At 70.1% G+C, this 19837-nt stretch carries 20 protein-coding genes, 1 tRNA gene and 1 pseudogene; 17 read left to right on the top strand and 5 right to left on the bottom strand.

The features are described from left to right. Positions 1-28 precede the first annotated feature (28 nt). Positions 29-1708, top strand: coding sequence for a glucose-6-phosphate isomerase (pgi, locus tag K338_RS0108920; protein ID WP_027286628.1), 1680 nt, complete (start codon positions 29-31; stop codon positions 1706-1708). 292 nt (positions 1709-2000) lie between these two features. Here pgi and K338_RS21520 read toward each other — a convergent pair whose 3' ends face one another. Together K338_RS21520 and K338_RS25530 are read right to left on the bottom strand one after the other, a co-directional pair. Then, positions 2001-2468 (bottom strand): MmyB family transcriptional regulator, encoded by a 468-nt coding sequence (locus K338_RS21520; protein ID WP_051154728.1) that lies wholly within the window; start codon positions 2466-2468, stop codon positions 2001-2003. A 552-nt stretch (positions 2469-3020) separates the two neighbouring features. Continuing rightward, positions 3021-3470: a hypothetical protein gene (locus tag K338_RS25530; RefSeq protein ID WP_157612328.1), complete on the bottom strand. Its 450-nt coding sequence runs from the start codon at positions 3468-3470 to the stop codon at positions 3021-3023. Here K338_RS25530 and K338_RS0108905 point away from each other — a divergent pair. Both K338_RS0108905 and K338_RS26175 read left to right on the top strand, forming a co-directional pair. After that, positions 3469-4344 carry a glycosyltransferase family 8 protein gene (locus K338_RS0108905; RefSeq protein WP_169579536.1) on the top strand — a complete coding sequence of 292 codons (876 nt, stop codon included), beginning with the start codon at positions 3469-3471 and terminating at the stop codon, positions 4342-4344. The genes K338_RS25530 and K338_RS0108905 overlap by 2 nt on opposite strands. A 19-nt stretch (positions 4345-4363) precedes the next feature. Beyond that, the gene (locus K338_RS26175) at positions 4364-5518 is read left to right on the top strand and encodes a methyltransferase (protein WP_245542930.1); all 1155 of its coding nucleotides are present in this window, start codon (positions 4364-4366) and stop codon (positions 5516-5518) included. A 68-nt stretch (positions 5519-5586) separates the two neighbouring features. On the opposite strand, the pseudogene K338_RS26170 reads toward K338_RS26175, so the two are convergent. Further along, positions 5587-5817 (bottom strand): annotated as a pseudogene (locus K338_RS26170) (SDR family NAD-dependent epimerase/dehydratase); the annotation flags it as partial. Positions 5818-5885: 68 nt separating this feature from the next. On the opposite strand from K338_RS26170, the gene K338_RS21510 reads away from it, so the two are divergent. Then, entirely contained in the window at positions 5886-6461 is a 576-nt protein-coding gene (locus K338_RS21510; RefSeq protein ID WP_084480850.1) for an NAD-dependent epimerase/dehydratase family protein, read from the top strand. 468 nt (positions 6462-6929) lie between these two features. Continuing rightward, entirely contained in the window at positions 6930-7229 is a 300-nt protein-coding gene (locus tag K338_RS25090; protein ID WP_084480816.1) for an integrase core domain-containing protein, read from the top strand. On the opposite strand, the gene K338_RS0108885 is transcribed toward K338_RS25090, so the two are convergent. Then, positions 7218-7291 (bottom strand) — tRNA-Gly (locus K338_RS0108885). The genes K338_RS25090 and K338_RS0108885 overlap by 12 nt on opposite strands. A gap of 188 nt (positions 7292-7479) precedes the next feature. Between K338_RS0108885 and dcd the strand changes: the two genes are divergently transcribed. The 12 genes from dcd (at position 7480) to mnhG (ending at position 19488) form a co-directional block, all read left to right on the top strand. Beyond that, the gene (gene dcd / locus K338_RS0108880) at positions 7480-8061 is read left to right on the top strand and encodes a dCTP deaminase (protein ID WP_022917822.1); all 582 of its coding nucleotides are present in this window, start codon (positions 7480-7482) and stop codon (positions 8059-8061) included. Next, positions 8062-9045, top strand: a complete 984-nt coding sequence (locus K338_RS0108875) for a hypothetical protein (protein WP_022917821.1) — start codon at positions 8062-8064, stop codon at positions 9043-9045. It abuts the gene before it with no gap. A 173-nt stretch (positions 9046-9218) separates the two neighbouring features. After that, on the top strand, positions 9219-10193 hold the full coding sequence (locus K338_RS0108870; protein ID WP_022917820.1) for an ABC transporter ATP-binding protein: 975 nt from the start codon (positions 9219-9221) through the stop codon (positions 10191-10193). Continuing rightward, positions 10190-11020, top strand: a complete 831-nt coding sequence (locus K338_RS0108865) for an ABC transporter permease (protein ID WP_022917819.1) — start codon at positions 10190-10192, stop codon at positions 11018-11020. The genes K338_RS0108870 and K338_RS0108865 overlap by 4 nt, the downstream gene beginning before the upstream one ends. A 65-nt stretch (positions 11021-11085) precedes the next feature. Beyond that, on the top strand, positions 11086-12306 hold the full coding sequence (locus K338_RS0108860) for a sensor histidine kinase (RefSeq protein ID WP_245542929.1): 1221 nt from the start codon (positions 11086-11088) through the stop codon (positions 12304-12306). Next, a complete protein-coding gene (locus K338_RS0108855; RefSeq protein ID WP_022917817.1) occupies positions 12303-12908 on the top strand; it encodes a response regulator transcription factor in 606 nt (201 codons plus the stop codon). The genes K338_RS0108860 and K338_RS0108855 overlap by 4 nt, the downstream gene beginning before the upstream one ends. A gap of 181 nt (positions 12909-13089) precedes the next feature. Beyond that, positions 13090-16065 carry a Na+/H+ antiporter subunit A gene (locus K338_RS21505; protein ID WP_084480814.1) on the top strand — a complete coding sequence of 992 codons (2976 nt, stop codon included), beginning with the start codon at positions 13090-13092 and terminating at the stop codon, positions 16063-16065. An 82-nt stretch (positions 16066-16147) separates the two neighbouring features. Further along, positions 16148-16672 (top strand): Na(+)/H(+) antiporter subunit C, encoded by a 525-nt coding sequence (locus K338_RS0108845; protein WP_022917815.1) that lies wholly within the window; start codon positions 16148-16150, stop codon positions 16670-16672. Further along, the gene (locus K338_RS0108840) at positions 16669-18207 is read left to right on the top strand and encodes a Na+/H+ antiporter subunit D (protein WP_022917814.1); all 1539 of its coding nucleotides are present in this window, start codon (positions 16669-16671) and stop codon (positions 18205-18207) included. Before K338_RS0108845 ends, K338_RS0108840 begins: the two co-directional genes overlap by 4 nt. Continuing rightward, entirely contained in the window at positions 18204-18794 is a 591-nt protein-coding gene (locus K338_RS0108835) for a Na+/H+ antiporter subunit E (RefSeq protein ID WP_022917813.1), read from the top strand. The genes K338_RS0108840 and K338_RS0108835 overlap by 4 nt, the downstream gene beginning before the upstream one ends. Continuing rightward, positions 18791-19129, top strand: coding sequence for an MrpF/PhaF family protein (locus tag K338_RS21500; protein ID WP_022917812.1), 339 nt, complete (start codon positions 18791-18793; stop codon positions 19127-19129). The genes K338_RS0108835 and K338_RS21500 overlap by 4 nt, the downstream gene beginning before the upstream one ends. Then, positions 19126-19488 carry a monovalent cation/H(+) antiporter subunit G gene (gene mnhG / locus K338_RS21495; protein WP_022917811.1) on the top strand — a complete coding sequence of 121 codons (363 nt, stop codon included), beginning with the start codon at positions 19126-19128 and terminating at the stop codon, positions 19486-19488. The genes K338_RS21500 and mnhG overlap by 4 nt, the downstream gene beginning before the upstream one ends. 70 nt (positions 19489-19558) lie before the next feature. Here mnhG and K338_RS0108820 read toward each other — a convergent pair whose 3' ends face one another. Further along, entirely contained in the window at positions 19559-19822 is a 264-nt protein-coding gene (locus K338_RS0108820; RefSeq protein ID WP_022917810.1) for a DUF4235 domain-containing protein, read from the bottom strand. Between the last annotated feature and the right edge of the window lie 15 nt (positions 19823-19837).

The raw sequence follows: 19837 nt of genomic DNA, 5'->3' as shown, positions 1-19837 counted from the left end.
CAGAACCGCCGCCCGAGGAGCTGAAGTGATCCCCGCACCGATCGACGCCGCCGGCACCCGCGCCTGGGCCGGCCTGCACGCCCACCAGGACTCCCTCACCCCGGACCTGCGCACCTGGTTCGCCGAGGACCCCGACCGGGCGCAGCGGTTCGCCTTCCGGGCCGGTGACCTGCACGTCGACCTGTCGAAGAACCTCATCACCGACCGCACAGTCGAGCTCCTCCTGCAGCTCGCGGACGAGGTGGGCCTGACCGGCAGGATCGAGGCGATGTTCTCCGGCGGACACATCAACGTCACCGAGGACCGCGCCGTGCTGCACACTGCTCTGCGCCGCCCCGCCGGTGCCACCCCGGCGCTGCACGTGGACGGTCAGGACGTGGATGCCGACGTGCACGCCGAGCTGGACAAGATGTACGCGTTCGCGAACAAGGTGCGCAGCGGGGAGTGGACCGGCATCACCGGTAAGCCGGTACGCACTGTGGTGAACATCGGCATCGGCGGCTCCGACCTGGGTCCCGTGATGGCCTACGAGGCGCTCCGCCCGTACGTCGCCGACCATCTCGAGGTGCGGTTCATCTCCAACATCGACCCCACGGATGTCGCCGAGACGACCAAGGGCCTCGACCCGGAGACCACCCTCTTCATCGTCGCCTCCAAGACCTTCGGCACCCTGGAGACCCTGACCAACGCGCGCCTGGCCCGGGAGTGGCTGTGGGAGAAGCTGGCCGCCGCCGGTGCGCTGGCCGACACCCAGGAGGCGCGCACCGAGGCGGTCACCAAGCACTTCGTCGCCGTCTCCACCGCCCTGGACAAGGTGGCGGACTTCGGCATCGACCCGGCGAACGCGTTCGGCTTCTGGGACTGGGTGGGCGGGCGCTACTCGGTGGACTCGGTGATCGGCACCTCCCTGGCGGTCGCGATCGGCCCGGACCACTTCGCCGAGTTCCTCGCCGGCTTCCACACCATCGACGAGCACTTCCGCAGCACCCCGTTCGCGCGCAACGTCCCGGCGCTGATGGGTCTGCTGAACGTCTGGTACACGAACTTCCTGGACGCGCAGACCCATGCGGTGCTGCCCTATGCCCAGTACCTGCACCGGTTCCCCGCCTACCTGCAGCAGCTGACCATGGAGTCCAACGGCAAGGGGGTGCGCTGGGACGGCAGCCCGGTCACCATCGACACCGGCGAGGTCTTCTGGGGCGAGCCGGGTACCAACGGTCAGCACGCTTTCTACCAGCTGATCCACCAGGGCACCCGGGTGATCCCGGCCGACTTCATCGCGATGGCGAACCCGGCCCACCCGCTCACCGATGGCGGCACCGACGTGCACTCCCTGTTCCTGGCGAACTTCTTCGCCCAGACCAAGGCGCTCGCGTTCGGCAAGACTGCGGACGAGGTGCGCGCCGAGGGCACTGCGGAGGAGATCGTGCCGGCGCGGGTGTTCACCGGGAACCGGCCGACCACCTCGATCCTCGGCCCGGAGCTGACGCCGAGCGTCCTGGGCCAGCTGATCGCGCTGTACGAGCACATCACCTTCGTGCAGGGCGTCGTCTGGGGCATCGACTCCTTCGACCAGTGGGGGGTGGAGCTCGGCAAGCAGCTCGCCCTGCAGATCGCGCCCGCGGTCCAGGGGGACACCGACGCGCTCGCCGCGCAGGACTCCTCCACGAAGGCGCTCATCGAGCGGTACCGCCAGCTGCGGCGGTAGTCGGCGAGCACGGCAGGCACCCGGGCGTTCTCCGCGCTCCTGCCCCAGTCCGACGGCGGAGCTCACCGGGGCAGGTTCGCTGCCGGTGCGCGGTACTCACCCGGCGATCGGCCGGCGTTGCCGGCTCATCCCGCTGCGGTCCGCGCCCTGCCCCGTCATCGTCGCCCGGTTCAGACCCTCGCTGGCTCTCGCAGCAGGCCCGCGCCGGTCGGATCGGGATTGCCCTCAGTCAGCAGCCGTTCGAACCGGGCCCGGGTGGCGTCGTCGCGGGGCGCATACACCATCAGCCGGTTCAGCCCGTCTCCACCGATGGCCAGCCTGGTGCCATGGATCGAAGCTCACCGTACGGGCTGCGGAACTCCTTCTCCGCCATCGCCATCGCTGTGACGTCGGAGCGTCGCCACAGCGATTCGAACTCCGATGACGCCTCTCGGAGCCGAGCGACGAGAGCATTCCAGAGCGGATCGTCGAGGTGCGGTGCCATCGCCGCGCGCATGCTGTTGACCAGGTGCAACGCTGCCCGGTCCCGATTGACGCAGATCGCCTGCCAGTAGCGGTGGGTGAAGAACAGCCACAGATAGTTTCGCTCGCCGTCCGGGACTTCGTCGAAGTCGCCGACCATGAACCGGAACGTGCCGTTGTACGCGAGGATGTCGTAGCGCTCGGAGAGGACGACCGCTGGGAACGGCTCCAGCTGCTCCAGAATGGTATCCACCCCGTCCGGCAGCGTGGCGGCTGGTGTCTCGGCGGTGACTGCCACGCCAGCGAGCTTCAGCAGGTGCCATACCTAGGCCTGGCGCCGACCGGCGCCCCGACCGCATTCGCCCAGACCATGGTCCCGCTCGCTGTGGCGATGATCCTCGTCGCGCTCGCTGGCCCCACGCCCGGGCGCGGTGACGCCACCTGGAGACACCAGCGGCCGGGCTACTGGAGCCCGGCCTGCGAAGCGGGCGACGGGAATCGAATCCGCGCCGTCAGCTTGGGAATCGTCGTCCCGGGACTTTGACAACCCTGCCATCGCGCGGAAGACGCGCTCTGACCTGCGACGATGCCCGATCGGCGCGGAGCAGGAGGGAGTCCGGAGGCGCCCCTGGGAGCGTTCGCCATTTCATCTTGCTCCCTGAACCGATCGCGCCTCGTGGATGCGCCGCCGGGCCGACGCCTGGAAACGCGGTGCGTCTTGACGTGTGGGAGCAGGTGTCTCTGGATCAAGCAGACGGAGATCCAGGGCGCCCAGCGCTTGCACATGGCTCACTATCGGCGCCTCGCGCTGCTGTCGATCGCTGCCATGCGGCGTCGTTCCTGGCCAATCTCAAGTAGCGAGCAGTTCTGCGTCAGCATGCACCCGCTCGATGATCTCCTCGTAGCTGGGCGGCGCCTCGGCTCCGTAGTAGAGGTCACGCATGGCTGCCTCATGCTCGGCCCGCAGCCGCGCCGCTATGGGAGTCGCGGGGTCGAAGACCGGTGACTGGGCGAAACCGCCAGCGGGCACCGGCAGGTCGGGTCGGTGAAGCGCTTCCGACACCTCGCGTGCACTCTGGAGGATCTGGGTGACCTGCCGCTTGTCGGCAAGCAGGGCACGCACATCGTGATGATGCAGCAGTGTCGTAGAACTGGCGACCGACCCGCGGCCAGCCGTGAGAGTCTGCGGGACGACATCGAGTTCTGCCAACAGGTGGATGCGTTCTCGCGCCCGATGATCGTGCGCCGAGCGGAGGACGGACAGTTGCGGATCGTGCCGGGACGAGGATATGAGTGACATGAGGGACATGAGCTTGACAGACGATCGAGATCACGGCGCGGTGTTCCTGCCGATTCTGACATCGTGCGATGCGAACTACCTCCCGTACCTCGCGGTCGTGGTCGCGTCGCTGGATGCGTCGCTCAACGACGACACAGAGGTCGAGCTAACGGTGATCCACGCGGAAATAGACCGCGAATCACAGCGTCTGGTGGAGTCGTGCGCTCAGCGGCTCACTCTGCGGTGGTTCTCCGTCGACGAGTCCGCGACGTGGCATGAGGCCGTCGCGCCGTTCCAACGCAAGCCCCATTACTTCCGCTGTCTCCTGGGCGACGTGTACCCCGAGTCGATCCGGCGGTGCATATACGTCGATGCGGATAGTCTTGTGCGGCGCGATCCCCGGGCGCTCCTCAGCGCGGATCTTCGAGGATCCGTGGTCGGCGCCGCCCTCGACTACTTCCTCCCGCGCCTCGGAGACGCGGTCGCACCGTGGGAGCGGCTGGGACTGAACCCGGAGGCGGAGTACTTCAACTCCGGTGTTCTCCTCGTCGACCTGGAGGCGTGGCGCAGGGAGGACGTCGGTTCGCGCGTCCTGGCCGTGTGCAGCGTGGAGAGGGACTACCTCCTCGCCCAGGGGCGGTGGCCGCAGCATGATCAGTTTGGTCTGAATGTCGTCTTGCATGAACAATGGACCCGCATCGATCAGACCTGGAACTACCTGTCGGAGATGGAGGCGGCGGATCCGGCCATCGTCCACTACTGCGGCGGGGGAAAGCCGGATTCCGCGACCTGCCGACCGGTGTTCTCCGGGTGGTACGCAGATGTGCTGCACCGCACCCCCTGGGGTGACGTCGACCGACCCCGAGCTGATCATGGCGCGAGCGGGACCGCGTGAGCGCGGAGAGGGAGAGGACATGGAACTGATTGCTCGGACGCTGCGAGGGCTGGAATGGGTGTCCGCTGCGGAGATCGAGAGACGCTTCCCGGACGCGCGTCGCATCCGGATGGGGAATCGTGAGGTGACGTTCGAGTACGACGGGCCCGCGGCGGCGCTGCTCCGGCTGCAGACGGTCGACGACCTCTTTGTCGTGATCTCGAGGATCGACGACGTCGGGGCGACGAAGGGCGCCGTGGCCCGCCTCGCGCAGCGCGTCCGGGGACTGGACTGGGACGAAGCGCTGCACAGGCTGAGCGCGGCACGGACGGCTCCCGATGAGTTTTTCTTCGATGTCGTCGCCAGCATCGAGGGCGACCACCGGTACAGCCGATTCGACGTCGAGAACGCCGTCGGCGAACAGGTCGCGCCGCTGTGGGGCGCGACCCACCTCGCGCGGACCGCCGAGGGGCTGTCCTCCTCTGAGCGTCCGGACGTGACCGTGCGCCTGTTCGTGAAGCAGGGCGCGGCGGTGGTGGCCGTGCGGCTGAGCGCGGCACCGCTCCATCGGCGACCGTACAAGCACGACACCGCGCCCGGCACGCTGCATCCGCCGGCCGCCGCCGCCCTCGTCGCGATCGCGGGCATGCGGGCCGAGACTCGGGCGTTCGATCCGTTCTGCGGCGACGGTACGATCGCGATCGAGGCTGGCCTCCAGCACCCCGGGATCGCTTTCCACGCGAGTGACCTCGATCCAGCGAGGGTCGAGAACACCCGCAGAAACGCGGCCCGGGCAGGCGTCGAGATCGATACCGGCATCGAGGATGCCGCCCGAATTCCGTGGGATCGGCGGGGTCCGGGAGCAGTCGTCATAACGAACCCTCCGTGGAATAACGCCGTCCGCGCGGCCGGGGGTGTTTCGGATTCGTTGGACGTGGTCTGGCGGTCTGCGCGCCCGGCGTTGAGGGGAGGTCGTCTCTGCGTGCTGGCCGACGCCAAGCTCGACATTCCCACCAGACTGGCGCACCTCGGCTATCGCCGCGGATTCTCCACCCGCATCCGTCTCGCCGGGCGGGTCACTTCCCTCATCCTCACCGGGGTGCAGGGAGACGATCGACCCGAGCTCCCGCACGATCTGGGGGAGTGGCGTCGACGAGCGATCGATGCGCGCGTGGTCGGCCCGGAGGGCCTCTGACGTGCGGGTGTCGACGCCAGGACGAACCTGGCCCCTTTGGCGCTCGCGAGTTCCAGGGCGTTCATCGTTCCCACCGAGCCGACCCTGAGGGTCTCGAGAGGGAGTTCGAGATAGTCTACTGGCGACGCAGGCGACGCAAAGTGCAGAACCAGGTCGACGGGCCCGTCGACCTGGATGCCGTCGACTATATCGGCCCCGACGACCCTCATCCGCGGGTTCTGGGTCAGGTGCTCGATGTTGCGCGGCGAGCTGGTGATGAAGTTGTCGATGCAGACGACCTCTGCCCCCTCGGAAAGCAGCGTCTCACAGAGATGACTCCCGACGAACCCCGCACCGCCGGTGACGATCCGAGGTGTACGGAGACCCGATGGTGCATCCTCAGCCGGAGATGTACTGGGGCAACGTGAACCCGGTGGGTCCGCGGAGCGTCTATGACGAGGCCAAGCGGTTCGGAGAGGCGCTGACGGCCGCGTATCGTGACGCCAAAGGCGTCGACGCCGGGATCGTGCGCATCTTCAACACCTACGGACCGCGCATGCGCGTCCACGACGGACGTGCCGTGCCGACGTTCATCCGTCAGGCGCTCGCTGGTGATGCTCTCACCGTGGCTGGCGACGGAGAACAGACTCGCTCGTTGTGCTACGTCGACGACCTCGTGCGCGGTGTCCTCGCCTTCGCCGACGGTGCCCATGCGGGGCCAGTGAATCTCGGCGGTACGGAGGAGTTGGGCGTCCTCCGGATTGCGGAGGACGTCATCGCGACTGTCGGATCCGCGTCGTCCATCGACTACATCGCGCGACCCGTGGACGACCCTCAGATCCGGCGGCCCGACACGACCCTCGCGCGCGATCTTCTCGGATGGCGGCCGATGGTGCCTTGGCGGGTTGGCCTGGAACGTACGATCGCCTGGTGGCGCACCCGGGAGCCCGTCGAACCGCGGTGACGACCGCAGACGCTGACCGTCATCTCCGTCGACGCTTCGACGCCCTCCGGGGAGTACCCGGCCCTGTCGCCGCCGCCGCTCGCGGCCGTACCCAACGAGCGCGACCGAGATCGCGCTCGCCGAGTTCACGACCGACGGCGACCTGGCGGTCGATCCCGACCTCCTGGCCTCCGAGCGGCTTGTCGAGGTTGCGATGAGGGCCGCTGGCTTCGTTCCCGACGCACGGCCGAGCGCCCTCGGGTCGTGGATATCACCGAACGGAATACCGGTCGATTTGATGGCGCCGGACGCCGTCGCCGAGCAGGTCGTCTGTCGCCAAGGACGAGGAGCCGACCATGCGCCGCGCCCTCATGCGCTGCGCGACCAACCTGCCCTTCTACGGCAGGAGGGCATGACATCCGATTTCGCCGACGCCGAGCTCGATGATGGCACCGAGGTGGAGATGCCGGCAACGCCCTCGAAACCCTCCTGGCCCTGCACGGCATCACCCAGAAGAACGGCAAACCCTTCAAGCCCACCACCCAGGGCAAGATCGAACGTTTCTGGCAGACCCTGGCCAAACATCTACGCACCCAACACCCAGCCACACTGACCGAGTTGCAACACGTCCTAGATACCTTCCGCGACTACTACAACCATCAGCGCCCCCACCGTGGCATCAACCGCAAGACCCCTGCCCACGCCTACCAAGTGGAAAAACGGCTGAACCCACACTCGGTGAGGGTTCAGCCGTTCACGATGTCGCGAGACATCACATGGAGCGGGTGACGGGAATCGAACCCGCGCCGTCAGCTTGGGAAGCTGAAGTTCTACCATTGAACTACACCCGCATGAGGCCCATGGAGGACCACAGCGGGGCCAGCATACCTAACGGGACCGGGTGTTTTCACATCGGCTGTCGCACAGTGGGACGGGGTGCCCCGAGCGGGCCCCTGCCAGCCGGGATCGACGGGCCGCCTGCCGACCGGGATGAACCGGGCGCTCGCAGCTACAGGCGCCGCTCGGCTACCGTGGCCTCGTGCTCCTCTCCGACCGTGACATCCGAGCCGAGCTGACCTCCGGACGTGTGGGCCTGGACCCGCTCGACGAGACGATGGTCCAGCCCTCGAGCGTGGACGTGCGCCTGGACCGGTACTTCCGACTCTTCGACAACCACAAGTACCCGGTGATCGACCCAGCAGCCGAGCAGCCTGAGCTGACCCGCCTGGTCGAGGTTCCCCCCGACGAGCCGTTCATGCTGCATCCCGGTGAGTTCGTGCTCGGCTCCACCCTGGAGCTGATCACCCTTCCCGACGACCTTGCCGCCCGGTTGGAGGGCAAGTCCTCCCTCGGCCGGCTCGGCCTGCTCACCCACTCCACCGCCGGCTTCATCGACCCGGGCTTCTCCGGGCACGTCACGTTGGAGCTGTCCAACGTGGCCACGCTGCCGATCACGCTCTGGCCGGGAATGAAGATCGGACAGCTGTGCTACTTCCGGCTCACCAGCCCCGCGGAGAAGCCCTACGGCGCCGGCGCCACCGGTTCGCGCTACCAAGGGCAGCGCGGGCCCACCGCGTCCCGTTCGCACCTCAGCTTCCACCGCACACCTGTGGCGGACTAGGTGCCTGCGGACCTCACCTCCCTGGATACCGGCCTCGCGCGGTCCCGGCACCTGCTGGCGGTCGCCGACGACGTCGCAGCCGAGGAGGTCGAGGCACTCGCCCTCTCCCGGTACCCGGCCGCCGTCCGCTCGGAGCCCGATGTGCTCACCCTGGCCTCCGGGGTGCACCTGTCCGGTCCGTTCTCGCTCGACGGCGGAGCTCACCGGGAGCTGGGGCTGCCGGGTTGGGTAGCGGGCATCTACCTGCTCACCGCCCCACCCCAGCGGGGCGGTCCGGTTCCGGCGGAGCTCGCCACTACCGGCGGCCTCCTCGCTGCCTTCGCCGACGCGGAGGTGGTCGGCACCGAGCGGGAGGCGCTCGAGCTGCTGCTCGCGATGGGCCGCCGGCTCGGTGCGTTGGTGCGCACCAGCACCGGGCACCTGATCGAGGCGGAGGAGTGGGCCGGCGTGGACCTGACCGTGCACGCCCCGGTGTGGCTCTACCCGGACGCCCTGGTGCACGTGCTGCGTCCGGTGCTGCCCGGGGTGCAGGCGCTCACCGACACCCAGCCGGCCGAGGGTCCGGTCCCGCCGGCGACCGGGCGGCCCCACGGTGTGCCGGAGCTGGACGACGGCGAACGGGCCTGGCTGCACGCCGAGGCGGATGCCTACGACGCGCACGCCCTCGCCCAGCCGGAGGTCTTGGAGGCCTACGGCGCCCTCTGGCGCTACCCCAGCGGTGGGGTGATCACAGTGGCCGTGTCGGCGGCTGACGCGCTGCCCGCCGTGCTCGCTGGCCTGGACTGGGCCGGCGAGGGGGTGATGGCCTACGAGCTGCGCTGGCACCCGGCCGACGACCAGCAGTGGCAGCGCGACCCGGTCCCGGCCGCGCTGCGGTCCGAGTGCGCCGATGCCCGGGAGCGGATCGAGGCCGCCGCCCGTGCGGTGCTGACCGCGGCCGGCGGCCAGGCCACCGACGACGACGGCTTCCTCGTCCAGCCCTGACCCACCCCTACCCCCCCACTGAGGGTCGTCATGCCCAGAGTGCGCCAGAGCGCACTCGTGGCATGACGACCCGGTGGGGTGGGGTGGGGAGGGATGCGCCCGTGACGGATGTCAGGGGTAGGTCGTGACAGCCGCACCGGGGACACCTCACCGCCTGGGCGCACCGTGGAGGCATGAACACCACCACTGCGCCAGCACCTGGCCGGCAGACCACCGGCAGCGACCTCCTCGCCGTCGCCCTGACCGGTGCCACCAAGACGTTCGGTAGAACAGCAGCCGTGCGCGGCGTGGACCTGCACGTGCGCCCCGGTGAGGTAGTCGCCCTGCTCGGACCGAACGGCGCCGGCAAGACCACCACGCTGGACATGATCCTCGGCCTGGGCACCCCGACCACCGGCGAGGTGAGCCTGTACGGCATGCCCCCGCGCACCGCCGTCGCCCGCGGGCTGGTGGCCGCTGTGCTGCAGAGCGGCGGGCTGCTGCCCGACCTCACGGTCAAGGAGATGGTCACCTACACCGCCTGCCTGTTCGCCCGCACCCGGCCGGTCGCCGAGGTGCTGCAGCGCGCCGGCATCACCGGCATCGCCGACCGCAAGGTCGGCAAGTGCTCCGGCGGCGAGCAGCAGCGGCTCCGGTTCGCCATGGCTCTGCTCGCCGACCCGGCGCTGCTGGTCCTGGACGAGCCCACCACCGGGATGGACGTGGACGGCCGGCGCCGGTTCTGGCAGTCCATCCGCGCCGACGGGGACGAGGGGCGCACCGTGCTGTTCGCCACCCACTACCTGGAGGAGGCGGACGTCTACGCCGACCGGATCGTGCTGATGGCCCGCGGCCTGGTCGTCGCCGACGGCACCACCGCCGAGGTCAAGGCCCTCGCCTCCGGGCGCACAGTGCGCGCCACCGTGCCCGGCGGGCTGCCCACTGCCGACCTGCACCGCCTCGGCGACCTGTCCGGGGTGGACGAGGTGGAGGTGCGCGGGGAGAGCGTGCTGGTGCACACCGCCGACTCCGACGCCGTGGCCCGCTACCTGCTCGATGCCACCACCGCCCGGGACCTGGAGATCACCGCCCGCGCCCTGGAGGACGCGTTCGTCTCCCTGACCGCCGCGCCCGAACCCAGCACCACCCCTGAAGGGAGCGACCGATGACCAGCGCCACCCAGTCCGCCCAGCCCGGCCACCCGGTGCGGCCCGCACCGGCTGTGCTGCCGACCCTGCACCGTCCCGTCCCGGCGTGGGGCGGGTTCTCGCTGCGTCTGTTCGCCCTGGAGGTGCGCCGGCTGCTGCGCAACCGCCGCACGGTGATCCTCATGGTGGTGATGCCGGTCGCGCTGTACTTCATCGCCTCCTCCTCGGTCGGCGGTGACCAGGACGCCGGCCACGGCAACGTCGCCGCCTACATCCTCATCTCGATGGGCGTCTACGGCGCCATGCTCGCCACCACCAGCGCCGAGGCGATGGTGGCCGTGGAACGCTCCCGCGGCTGGACCCGCCAGCTCCGGCTGACCCCCCTGACCCCGGTGGCCTACATCCTGCTCAAGGCGTGCTGCGCCGTCGTGCTCGGCGCGCTGAGCGTGACCGCGGTGTACCTCGCCGGAGCGGTCTCCGGCGGCCCGCAGATGGCCGGCTACCTGTGGCCGCTGACTGCGGGCATCGCGCTCGCCGGGTCGTTGGTGTTCGCCGCTCTCGGTCTGTTCCTCGGCTACCTGCTGCCGAGCGAGAACGTGATGCAGTTCCTCGGCCTGGGGGTGGCCGCGATGGCGTTCCTCGGCGGACTGTTCTACCCGATCCCGGCGGGCTCCACGCTCGACCTGGTCGCCTCGTTCACCCCCCTGTACGGGCTCGGCCACCTGGTGCACGCACCGCTGACCGGCGACCCCGTGCAGGCTGTCTGGGTGCTGAACGTGCTGGTCTGGTTCGCGATCTTCGTGCTCGGCGCCGTCTGGCGGTTCCGCGCGGACACCGCCCGCGGGTGAACAATGACAGGGTGACCTGCCCGGAACAGAGCGAGCCCCCCTCGTCCGAGCCGACGGACCGGGAGGTGCGGGAGCCCACTGTCCCGGCCGGGCGGCCGATGTTCTCCACCTGGGGAGTTCTCGCGTTCTCCGCCATCTGGTTGGTGTTCCTCGCCGACCCGATATCGACCGCGTGGGCATCCCGAGACACCTCGGCGGGGCTGATCGGTCTGGCTGCCACGCTGCTCATCGCCCTGGTCTACCTCGGTGCGTGGATGCTGCAGATCCGGCCGGGTTGGCTGCGCTCCCTGATCGCAGGTGGCGGACCGCGGGGCCGGCGGGCGTGGGATCCGTGGCCGACCGGCAGGGCACTGGGCATCACGGTGATCGTCGTGCAGATCGTGCTGGTGGTCCTCATGATGGTCACCCTGGGGCAGTCGGCCACCGCCGCACTGCCGTTCGTCGGCGTGCTCATGGTGCTGTGGCTGCCGCGGGTGGTCGGTCCCGTCCTGGTCGCCGCGCTGGTGGTGACGGTCGGCGTGCTGGAATGGGTGGTGCCCGGCTGGGACCCTGGGTTCGGGGTGCCGCTGTCCATCGCAGCCTCCGCGCTCGCGGTGTGGGGGATCCGGCTGATGCGTCAGCGCACCCGTGCGCTGATGGCCGCCCGGGAGGAGAACGCCCGGCTGGCGGTGGCCGAGGAACGGCACCGGATGGCCCGCGACCTGCACGACGTGCTCGGCCACTCGCTCACCGTGATCACCGTGAAGATCGAGCTGGCCAGCCGGCTGCTGGAGGTGGACACCGACCGGGCCCGCGCGGAGCTGGCCGGGCTGGAGCGGCTCTCCCGGGACACGCTGCACGATGTGCGCCGCGCCGTGGAGGGCTACCGCGACCTGAGCCTGGCCGGGGAGCTGGTGCGCGCCCGAGAAGCCCTGGAGTCGGCGGACATCCTCGCGGAGGTGCCCACCGCCGTCGACGAGGTGCCCACCCAGGTGCGCGACCTGTACGCCTGGACCGTGCGCGAAGGGGTGACGAACGTGATCCGGCACTCCGGCGCCCGCTCCTGCACGGTGCGGATCGCGCCGGACCGGCTCACGATCACCGATGACGGCGCAGGTCCGCCGGGCAGCGCGGGCTCGGCCGACACAGCCGGTCCGGTGGGGGAGGAGAGCGCCCCGGGTGCAGGTGCTGGCGGCGGGAACGGGTTGCGTGGGCTGCGGGAACGCGCTCGGATGGCCGGTGCGGTGCTCCTCACCCGGTCCACGGACCCGCACGGGTTCGAGCTGACCGTGCAGGTGCCGCGATGATCCGGGTGCTGCTCGCCGACGACCAGTCCCTGGTGCGCGGGGCGGTGGCCGCGCTGCTCGGGCTGGAGGAGGACATCGAGGTGGCCGGCGAGGCCGGCAGCGGCGCGGAGGTGCTCGACCTGCTGCGGTCTGCCGAGGTGGACGTGGCGCTGGTGGACGTGGAGATGCCAGGGATGGACGGTATCGCCCTGACCGCTGCGATCAAGGCCGACCATCCGGGGGTGCGGGTGCTGATCGTCACCACGTTCGGCCGACCCGGGTACCTGCGTCGCGCACTTCGCGCCGGGGCGGACGGGTTCGTGGTCAAGGACACCCCGGCCCGTCGCTTGGCCGATGCGGTCCGCCGGGTGCACGCCGGCCTGCGCGTGGTGGACCCGGTGCTTGCCGCTGAGGGGCTGGTTGCCGGCGAGTCCCCACTGACCGCCCGCGAGACCGACGTGCTCCGCGAGGCCGCCGCCGGTGGCACCGTCGCCGACCTGGCCCGGGCGCTGCACCTGTCCGAGGGCACAGTGCGCAACCACCTGTCCGCGGCGATCGGCAAGACCGGTGCCCGCACCCGCGCCGAGGCCGCGCGGCTGGCGCAGGAGAACGGGTGGTTGTAGCCACCACGGCAGGTGTCTGCCGACTGGACGCCGCCGGGAGCACCGCGTGGCCATTGTTAGTATTGGGACCGGTCCGTTGTCCGCTCGGAAGCGGTGTGGCGAGCCATTTTCCTCAACTTCCCAACACAACTGCACCATTTGAACACTGACCACTGACCACGCCCACTGAGCAGGAGCGGACGTGCTGCAGCTATTAGCCGTGCACATCATCGCGGCTCTGGCTGCCCCCTTCGTGGTCGCGCGGTACGGGCGGAAGATGTTCCTGCCGCTGGCGCTGGTGCCCGGTTCGGCAGCGGTGTGGGCACTGACCCAGACCTCCAGCGTGCTGGCCGGGCACGGTCCACAGGTCGAGGTGGCCTGGGTCGCCTCCATCGGGATGAACCTCACCTTCCGGATGGACACGCTGACCTGGTTCATGGTGCTGGTGGTCGGTGCCGTCGGCGCCCTGGTGCTCGCCTACTGCGCCTGGTACTTCTCCTCCGGGGCGAAGTTCCTCGGCCGGTTCGCCGGCGTGTTCGTGGCCTTCGCCGGTGCGATGCTCGGCCTGGTCAGCACCGACGACACGCTCGTGCTGTACGTGTTCTGGGAGCTGACCACGATCTTCTCCTACCTGCTCATCGGGCACTACTTCGACCGCAAGGGGTCCCGCCGGTCGGCGATGCAGGCGATCATCGTCACCACGCTCGGCGGGCTGGCGATGCTCGGTGGCTTCATCATCCTCGGGGAGACCCCGGGCGGGTCCTACTCCCTGTCCGAGCTGGTCGCACACCCGCCGACCGGATGGGGCGTGACCACCGCTGTGGTGCTGGTGCTCGTCGGGGCGCTGACCAAGTCCGCGCAGGTGCCGTTCCACTTCTGGCTGCCCTCGGCGATGGCCGCACCCACCCCGGTGAGTGCCTACCTGCACGCGGCCGCCATGGTCAAGGCCGGGGTGTACCTGGTCGCTCGCATGGCTCCCGGGTTCGCCGACCTGGACGCCTGGCGCTGGGTGGTCCTGGTCGCCGGGGGCGCCACCATGATCATCGGCGGCTACCGGTCGCTGAAGCAGCACGACCTGAAGCTGCTGCTCGCGTTCGGCACCGTCAGCCAGCTCGGCTTCCTGATCCTGCTCGTCGGCCAGAGCGACCGCGCGGTCGCCCTGGCGGGGCTCGCGCTGCTCGGGGCGCACGCCATGTTCAAGGCCGCCCTGTTCCTCACCGTCGGCGTGATCGACGCCGCCGCCGGCACCCGGGACCTGCGCGAGCTCTCCGGGCTCGGCCGCCGGCTCCCGGCCGCCACCGTGGCCGGCTTCCTCGCCGCGTTCTCCATGATCGGGCTGCCCCCGTTCGCCGGGTACGTCGGCAAAGAAGCAGCACTGGAGGCGCTCACCCACGGCGGCGGGACGCAGCAGAGCATCGTCCTGGTCGTGATCGTGGTCGGGTCGGTGCTCACCGTCGGCTACGGGCTGCGGTTCCTGTGGGGCGCCTTCGCCCGCAAGCCCGGTGTGCCGGACACGCCGCTGGACACCGAGGCCGCCGGACTGTTCGTGCCCGGCATCCTGCTCGCGCTGGCCGGGCTGGTCGCCGGGTTGCTGCCAGGACTGGGGGAACGGCTGCTGTCCGGGCACGCCGCCACCTACCCGTCCGGCGAGGCCGGCCACCTGACCCTCTGGGGCGGGTTCGGCCTCCCACTGCTGCTGACCGCCGGCGTCCTGCTCCTCGGACTCGCGCTCTACGCCGGGCGCGCCGCAGTGTTCAAGGCGCAGGACGCCGTCATCCTCGGACCGGACGCGGACCACACCTACCGCTCCACGATGCGCCGGCTGGACCGGGTGGCGATCGCCGTCACCTCCACCACCCAGCGTGGTTCGCTGCCGCTGTACCTGGCGATCATCCTGCTCACCACCGTCGTCTCGATCAGCATCGCCAGCATCACCGGCGGGGTGCAGATCGGTGACGTGCGCTGGTTCGACACCCCCGCACAGATCGCCGTGGCCCTGGTGATCGCCATCGGCGCCTTCCTCGCCGCCCGCGCCCGCCGCCGGCTCAAGGCGGTGGTGCTGCTCGGGGTCACCGGCTACGGGGTGGTGGTGCTGTTCGCCCTGCACGGCGCACCCGACCTGGCCCTCACCCAGGCACTGGTGGAGACCATCTCCCTGGTGGTGTTCATCCTGGTGCTGCGCCGCCTGCCCCCGTACTACTCGAACCGGCCACTGAAGGCCAGCCGCTGGTGGCGGGCGGTCCTCGGTGCGGCCGTGGGGGTGATGGCGATGCTGCTCGCGCTCGTGGTGCCCGGCGCCCGGGTGGCAGACCCGATCGCCGAGTTCTTCCCGGAGGAGGCGTCCCAGTTCGGCTACGGCAAGAACATCGTGAACGTCACGCTCGTGGACATCCGCGCCTGGGACACCATGGGGGAGATCTCCGTGCTGCTGGTCGCCGCCACCGGTGTCGCCTCCCTGGTGTTCCTGCGGGCCCGCTCCCGCGGTGTGGACCGGGTCCGGGACATCAAGCCGGGTGCGCCTTCGGTCTGGCCGGTTCCGCCCGGGGAGGATGCCGCCGGGGGATTGCGCGGCGACCCCGCGGACAACCAGGACGACCGCCGGAACCGGCGCTGGTTGCCCGCCGGGGTGGCACTGCCGCCCTACCGGCGCTCGGTGATCTTCGAGGTGGCCACCCGGATCGTGTTCCACACGATGCTCGTGTTCGCCGTGTTCCTGCTGTTCTCCGGACACAACGCCCCCGGGGGCGGGTTCGTGGCCGGACTGGTCGTCGGCATCGCACTGACGGTGCGCTACCTGGCCGGCGGCCGGTACGAGCTCGGTGAGGCGATGCCGATCCTGCCCGGTGCGTTGCTGGGCTCCGGTCTGTTCCTGTCTGCCGGGGCGGGGGCGGTACCGCTGTTCTTCGGCGGGGCGGTGCTGCAGTCGGTGGAGCTGGACGTCAGCTTGTGGATCTTCGGTGAGGTGCACCTGGTCACCTCCCTGTTCTTCGACATCGGCGTGTTCCTCGTGGTGGTCGGACTGATGCTGGACGTGCTGCGCTCCCTCGGCTCCGAGGTCGACCGGCAGGGTGAGGCCGCCGGCCAGGCCGCCCCGGACGTGGCGCACGACTCCCCGCGCAGCACCGCCGACGACACCGAGCCCGAGCTCGTGCACACCGGGGACGGGGGAACCTCGTGACCGTGAGGAGCCCCCGCGGAGGTGCGCCGAGGCACGAGGTGCGCCGGAGCGAGGCACCGCAGCGGGCAGAGAAGAGGGCCTGATGAACATCGAGATGAGCCCCTCGCTGGCGCTGGTGCTCGTGGTCGGCGTGCTCGTCGGCACCGGTGTGTACCTGCTGCTGGAGCGGTCCCTGTCCCGGGTGATCGTCGGCATCACCCTGATCAGCAACGGGGTGAACGTGCTGTTCCTGATCGCCGGTGGCGCGGCCGGCGGGCCGCCGCTGATCGGCGCCACCGACCCCGGCGAGATGAGCGACCCGCTGCCGCAAGCGATGGTGCTCACCGCGATCGTGATCAACCTCGGCCTGACCGCCTTCGTGCTCGCCATGGCCTACCGGTCCTGGCAGCTGCACGGTCACGACGAGGTGCAGGACGACCTGGAGGACCGCCGGATCGCCCGCCGCGCCGCACTGCGGGAGGCGGACAGCCGCGCGGACGACGTCGGCACCGACCTGCAGACGGAGGCGGCCGAGGCCCGGGACGAGACTGAGGAGGCCCCGGCCGGGACGCCGGAGGCGCACACCCCGGAGGACCACGGCGGCCCGATCACGGGAGGGGACCGATGACCTGGCTCGTCCCGCTGCCCGTGGTGGTCCCGCTGGTGGCCGCCGGGCTGGCGCTGGCCGTCTCCCGGCGCTCCCGTGCGCAGGGGATCATCTCGGTCGCCGCAGTGAGCACTGTGCTCGCCGTGGCCGTGGCGCTGATCTTCCTCACCCACACGGCGGGTCCGCAGGTGGTGGACGTGGGCGACTGGGCCGCACCAGTGGGTATCGCCCTGGTCGCCGACCGGCTCTCCGCCCTGATGCTCGTGGTTTCCGCGCTGGTGATCCTCGGCGTGCTCGCCTACTCCCTCGCCCAGGGTCTGGCGGACGGGAACGACGGCGCCCCGGTCGCGATCTACCACCCCACCTACCTGGTGCTGGCCGCCGGGGTGTCGATGGCGTTCCTCTCCGGCGACCTGTTCAACCTGTACGTCGGCTTCGAGATCCTGCTCGCGGCCAGCTTCGTGCTGCTCACTCTCGGCGGCACCGGGGAACGTATCCGCGCTGGGTCCATCTACGTGGTGGTCTCGCTGCTGTCCTCGGTGCTGTTCCTGGTCTCCATCGCGCTGATCTACGCCGCCACCGGCACACTGAACCTCGCCCAGCTGGCCGAGCGACTTCCGGAGGTGGACTCCGGGATACGTCTGCTGCTGCAGATCATGCTGCTGCTCGGGTTCGCCATCAAGGCGGCGGTGTTCCCGCTGTCCGCCTGGCTGCCGGACTCCTACCCGACCGCCCCGGCACCGGTGACGGCAGTGTTCGCCGGCCTGCTCACCAAGGTCGGGGTGTACGCGATCATCCGCGCGCAGACGCTGCTGTTCACCGATGGCGTCTTGGACGACGTCCTGCTCGTCGCGGCGATCGCCACCATGCTGGTCGGCATCATCGGCGCAGTGGCGCAGGAAGACATCAAGCGGCTGCTGTCCTTCACCCTGGTCAGCCACATCGGCTACATGATCTTCGGCATCTCGCTGGCCTCGGACACCGGGCTGTCCGCCTCGATCTTCTACATCGTGCACCACATCACCGTGCAGACCGCACTGTTCCTCATCGCCGGGTTGGTGGAGCGCCGCGGCGGCACCACCTCCCTGGAAGAGCTGGGCAGCCTGGCCAAGGTCGCCCCCGCGCTCGGTGCCGTGTTCTTCCTTTCTGCAATGAACCTGGCCGGCATCCCGCCGATGTCCGGGTTCCTCGGCAAGATCGGTCTGCTGCAGGCCGGCATCCAGACCGGTTCCGGGCTCGCCCTGGTCGGGGTCGGCACCGGGTTGCTCACCTCCCTGCTCACCCTGTACGCGGTGATCAAGGCCTGGAACAAGGCGTTCTGGCAGGAGGCGCCGCAGCCGCTGCCGGACACCCGGGTGCCGCGCACCATGTTCGGTCCGGCCGCGGTGATCGCCTCCGTCGGCGTGCTGATCGCGGTGATCGGCGGGCCGTTGTACCACTACACCGACGACGCCGCCCGTGACCTGCGCGCCCGCACCCCCTACATCGAGGCGGTCCTGGTGCACGGGGACCGCGGCGCGGGGCAGTCCTCGGACGCCGCTGGGGGTGACGGATGAGGTCACCGGACGCCTACGACTGGCTGCGCCGCTGGCCGATGGCGGTGTGGATGACGATCGTCTGGGTGCTGCTCTGGGGCAACCTGACCGTGGCGAACGTGATCACCGGCGTGGTGATCAGCTTCGGTCTGCTCCGGGTGATGCCGATGCCGCGGGTCGGCTTCGACGGGCACGTGTCGGTGATCGGCACACTCATGTTGCTCGGCCGGCTGCTGGTGGACATCGTTCGCGCCTCGATCAACGTGGCTGCGCACGCGCTGCGCTTCGGCCACTACCCCAAGGGTGCGGTGATGCGGGTGAAGCTCGCCTCCACCTCCGACCTGGTGCTCACGTTGACGGCGGAGCTCACCGTGATCGTGCCCGGTTCCATCGTGGTGGAGGCGCACCGACTGACCGGGATGCTGTACGTGCACGTGCTCGATGCCAGCGCACCCGGTGCGGTGGAGAAGGCGCGCCGGGGCGTGCTGGAGCAGGAGAAGTGGGTGATGTACGCCTTGTCCAAGGACGAGGACATCGCCGAGGCCGGCTACCCGCCCCGGCCCTGGCGGCGGCGCGCTCGGCAGCAGGCAGCAAGGAGCGAACAGTGAGCCCGATCGTGATGGCCGTGTGCGCCGCGCTGCTGGTCCCGGCGGCGCTGATCACCCTGTTCCGGGTGGAGCGCGGACCGAGCATGCTGGACCGGATCGTGGCCCTGGACGTGCTGGTCTCCTGCCTGATGGGCTGCCTGGCGCTGGTCTCGTTGTGGTTCGGCCGCAGCGACCTGGTGCTGCTGCTGACCGTGCTCGCGCTGGTCGGGTTCGTCGGGTCGGTCACCCTGGCCCGGTTCGCCGCTGCGGAACCGGAGACGGAAGCGCGGATCCTGACCGCCCAGGAGGCAGCCGAGGCCGAGGCCCGCGCCCGGTTCGGGGACGGTGAGCTGTGACCGTCGCCGAGATCCTCTCCGCCGTGCTGCTGATCAGCGGGTCGGCGCTGACCTTCGTCGCCGCTGTCGGGGTGGCCCGGTTCCCGGACCTGCTCTCCCGGATGCACGCGGCCACCAAACCGCAGGTGCTCGGGCTGCTGCTGATGATGGGCGGGCTGGCGATCAGCCTCGGCTCCAGCCAGATCACCTGGAAGCTCACCCTGGTGGTGATGTTCCAGCTGATCACCGCCCCGGTCTCGGCACACATGGTCGGCCGGGCCGGCTACCGCACCCGCAAGGTCGACCCGGAGCACCTGGTCACCGACGAGCTCACAGAGGACCTCCAGCGGGCGCGGGAGGAGGCGGAGCAGGAGTCCTGACCCCGCCGGTCCTACCCACAAGGTCAAGCCAGAGCGGGCACCGGTGCCCGCCTTCTATTGACGTTACGGGCTACTCCTTCTCGATCGCGGGCTTGTCCCCGCTGGCCATCCACTTCGCAGCACCGCGGGTGGCGAACGCGCGGGCGAAGGCGACCACGGCACCGCTCACCGCGGCGAACACCACCAGCTCACCGATGCTGATCTCGCCATCGTCGGGGTCACCGGTCGGCGGCTCGTGCCCGGTCGCGGCCTTCCACCCGGCGGCGAGCAGCTTGTTCGCAGCAAATCCGGCGGCGATCGCCGCCACTGTGGTGACCAGCTTCTGCACGTTCATGCGGACTCCTTGATC

The sequence above is a fragment of the Ruania albidiflava DSM 18029 genome (genome assembly GCF_000421225.1).
GTDB lineage: Bacteria > Actinomycetota > Actinomycetes > Actinomycetales > Beutenbergiaceae > Ruania > Ruania albidiflava.
Note: the sequence above shows the minus strand (reverse complement) of the source record. Positions and strands in the feature narration are given on the sequence as shown.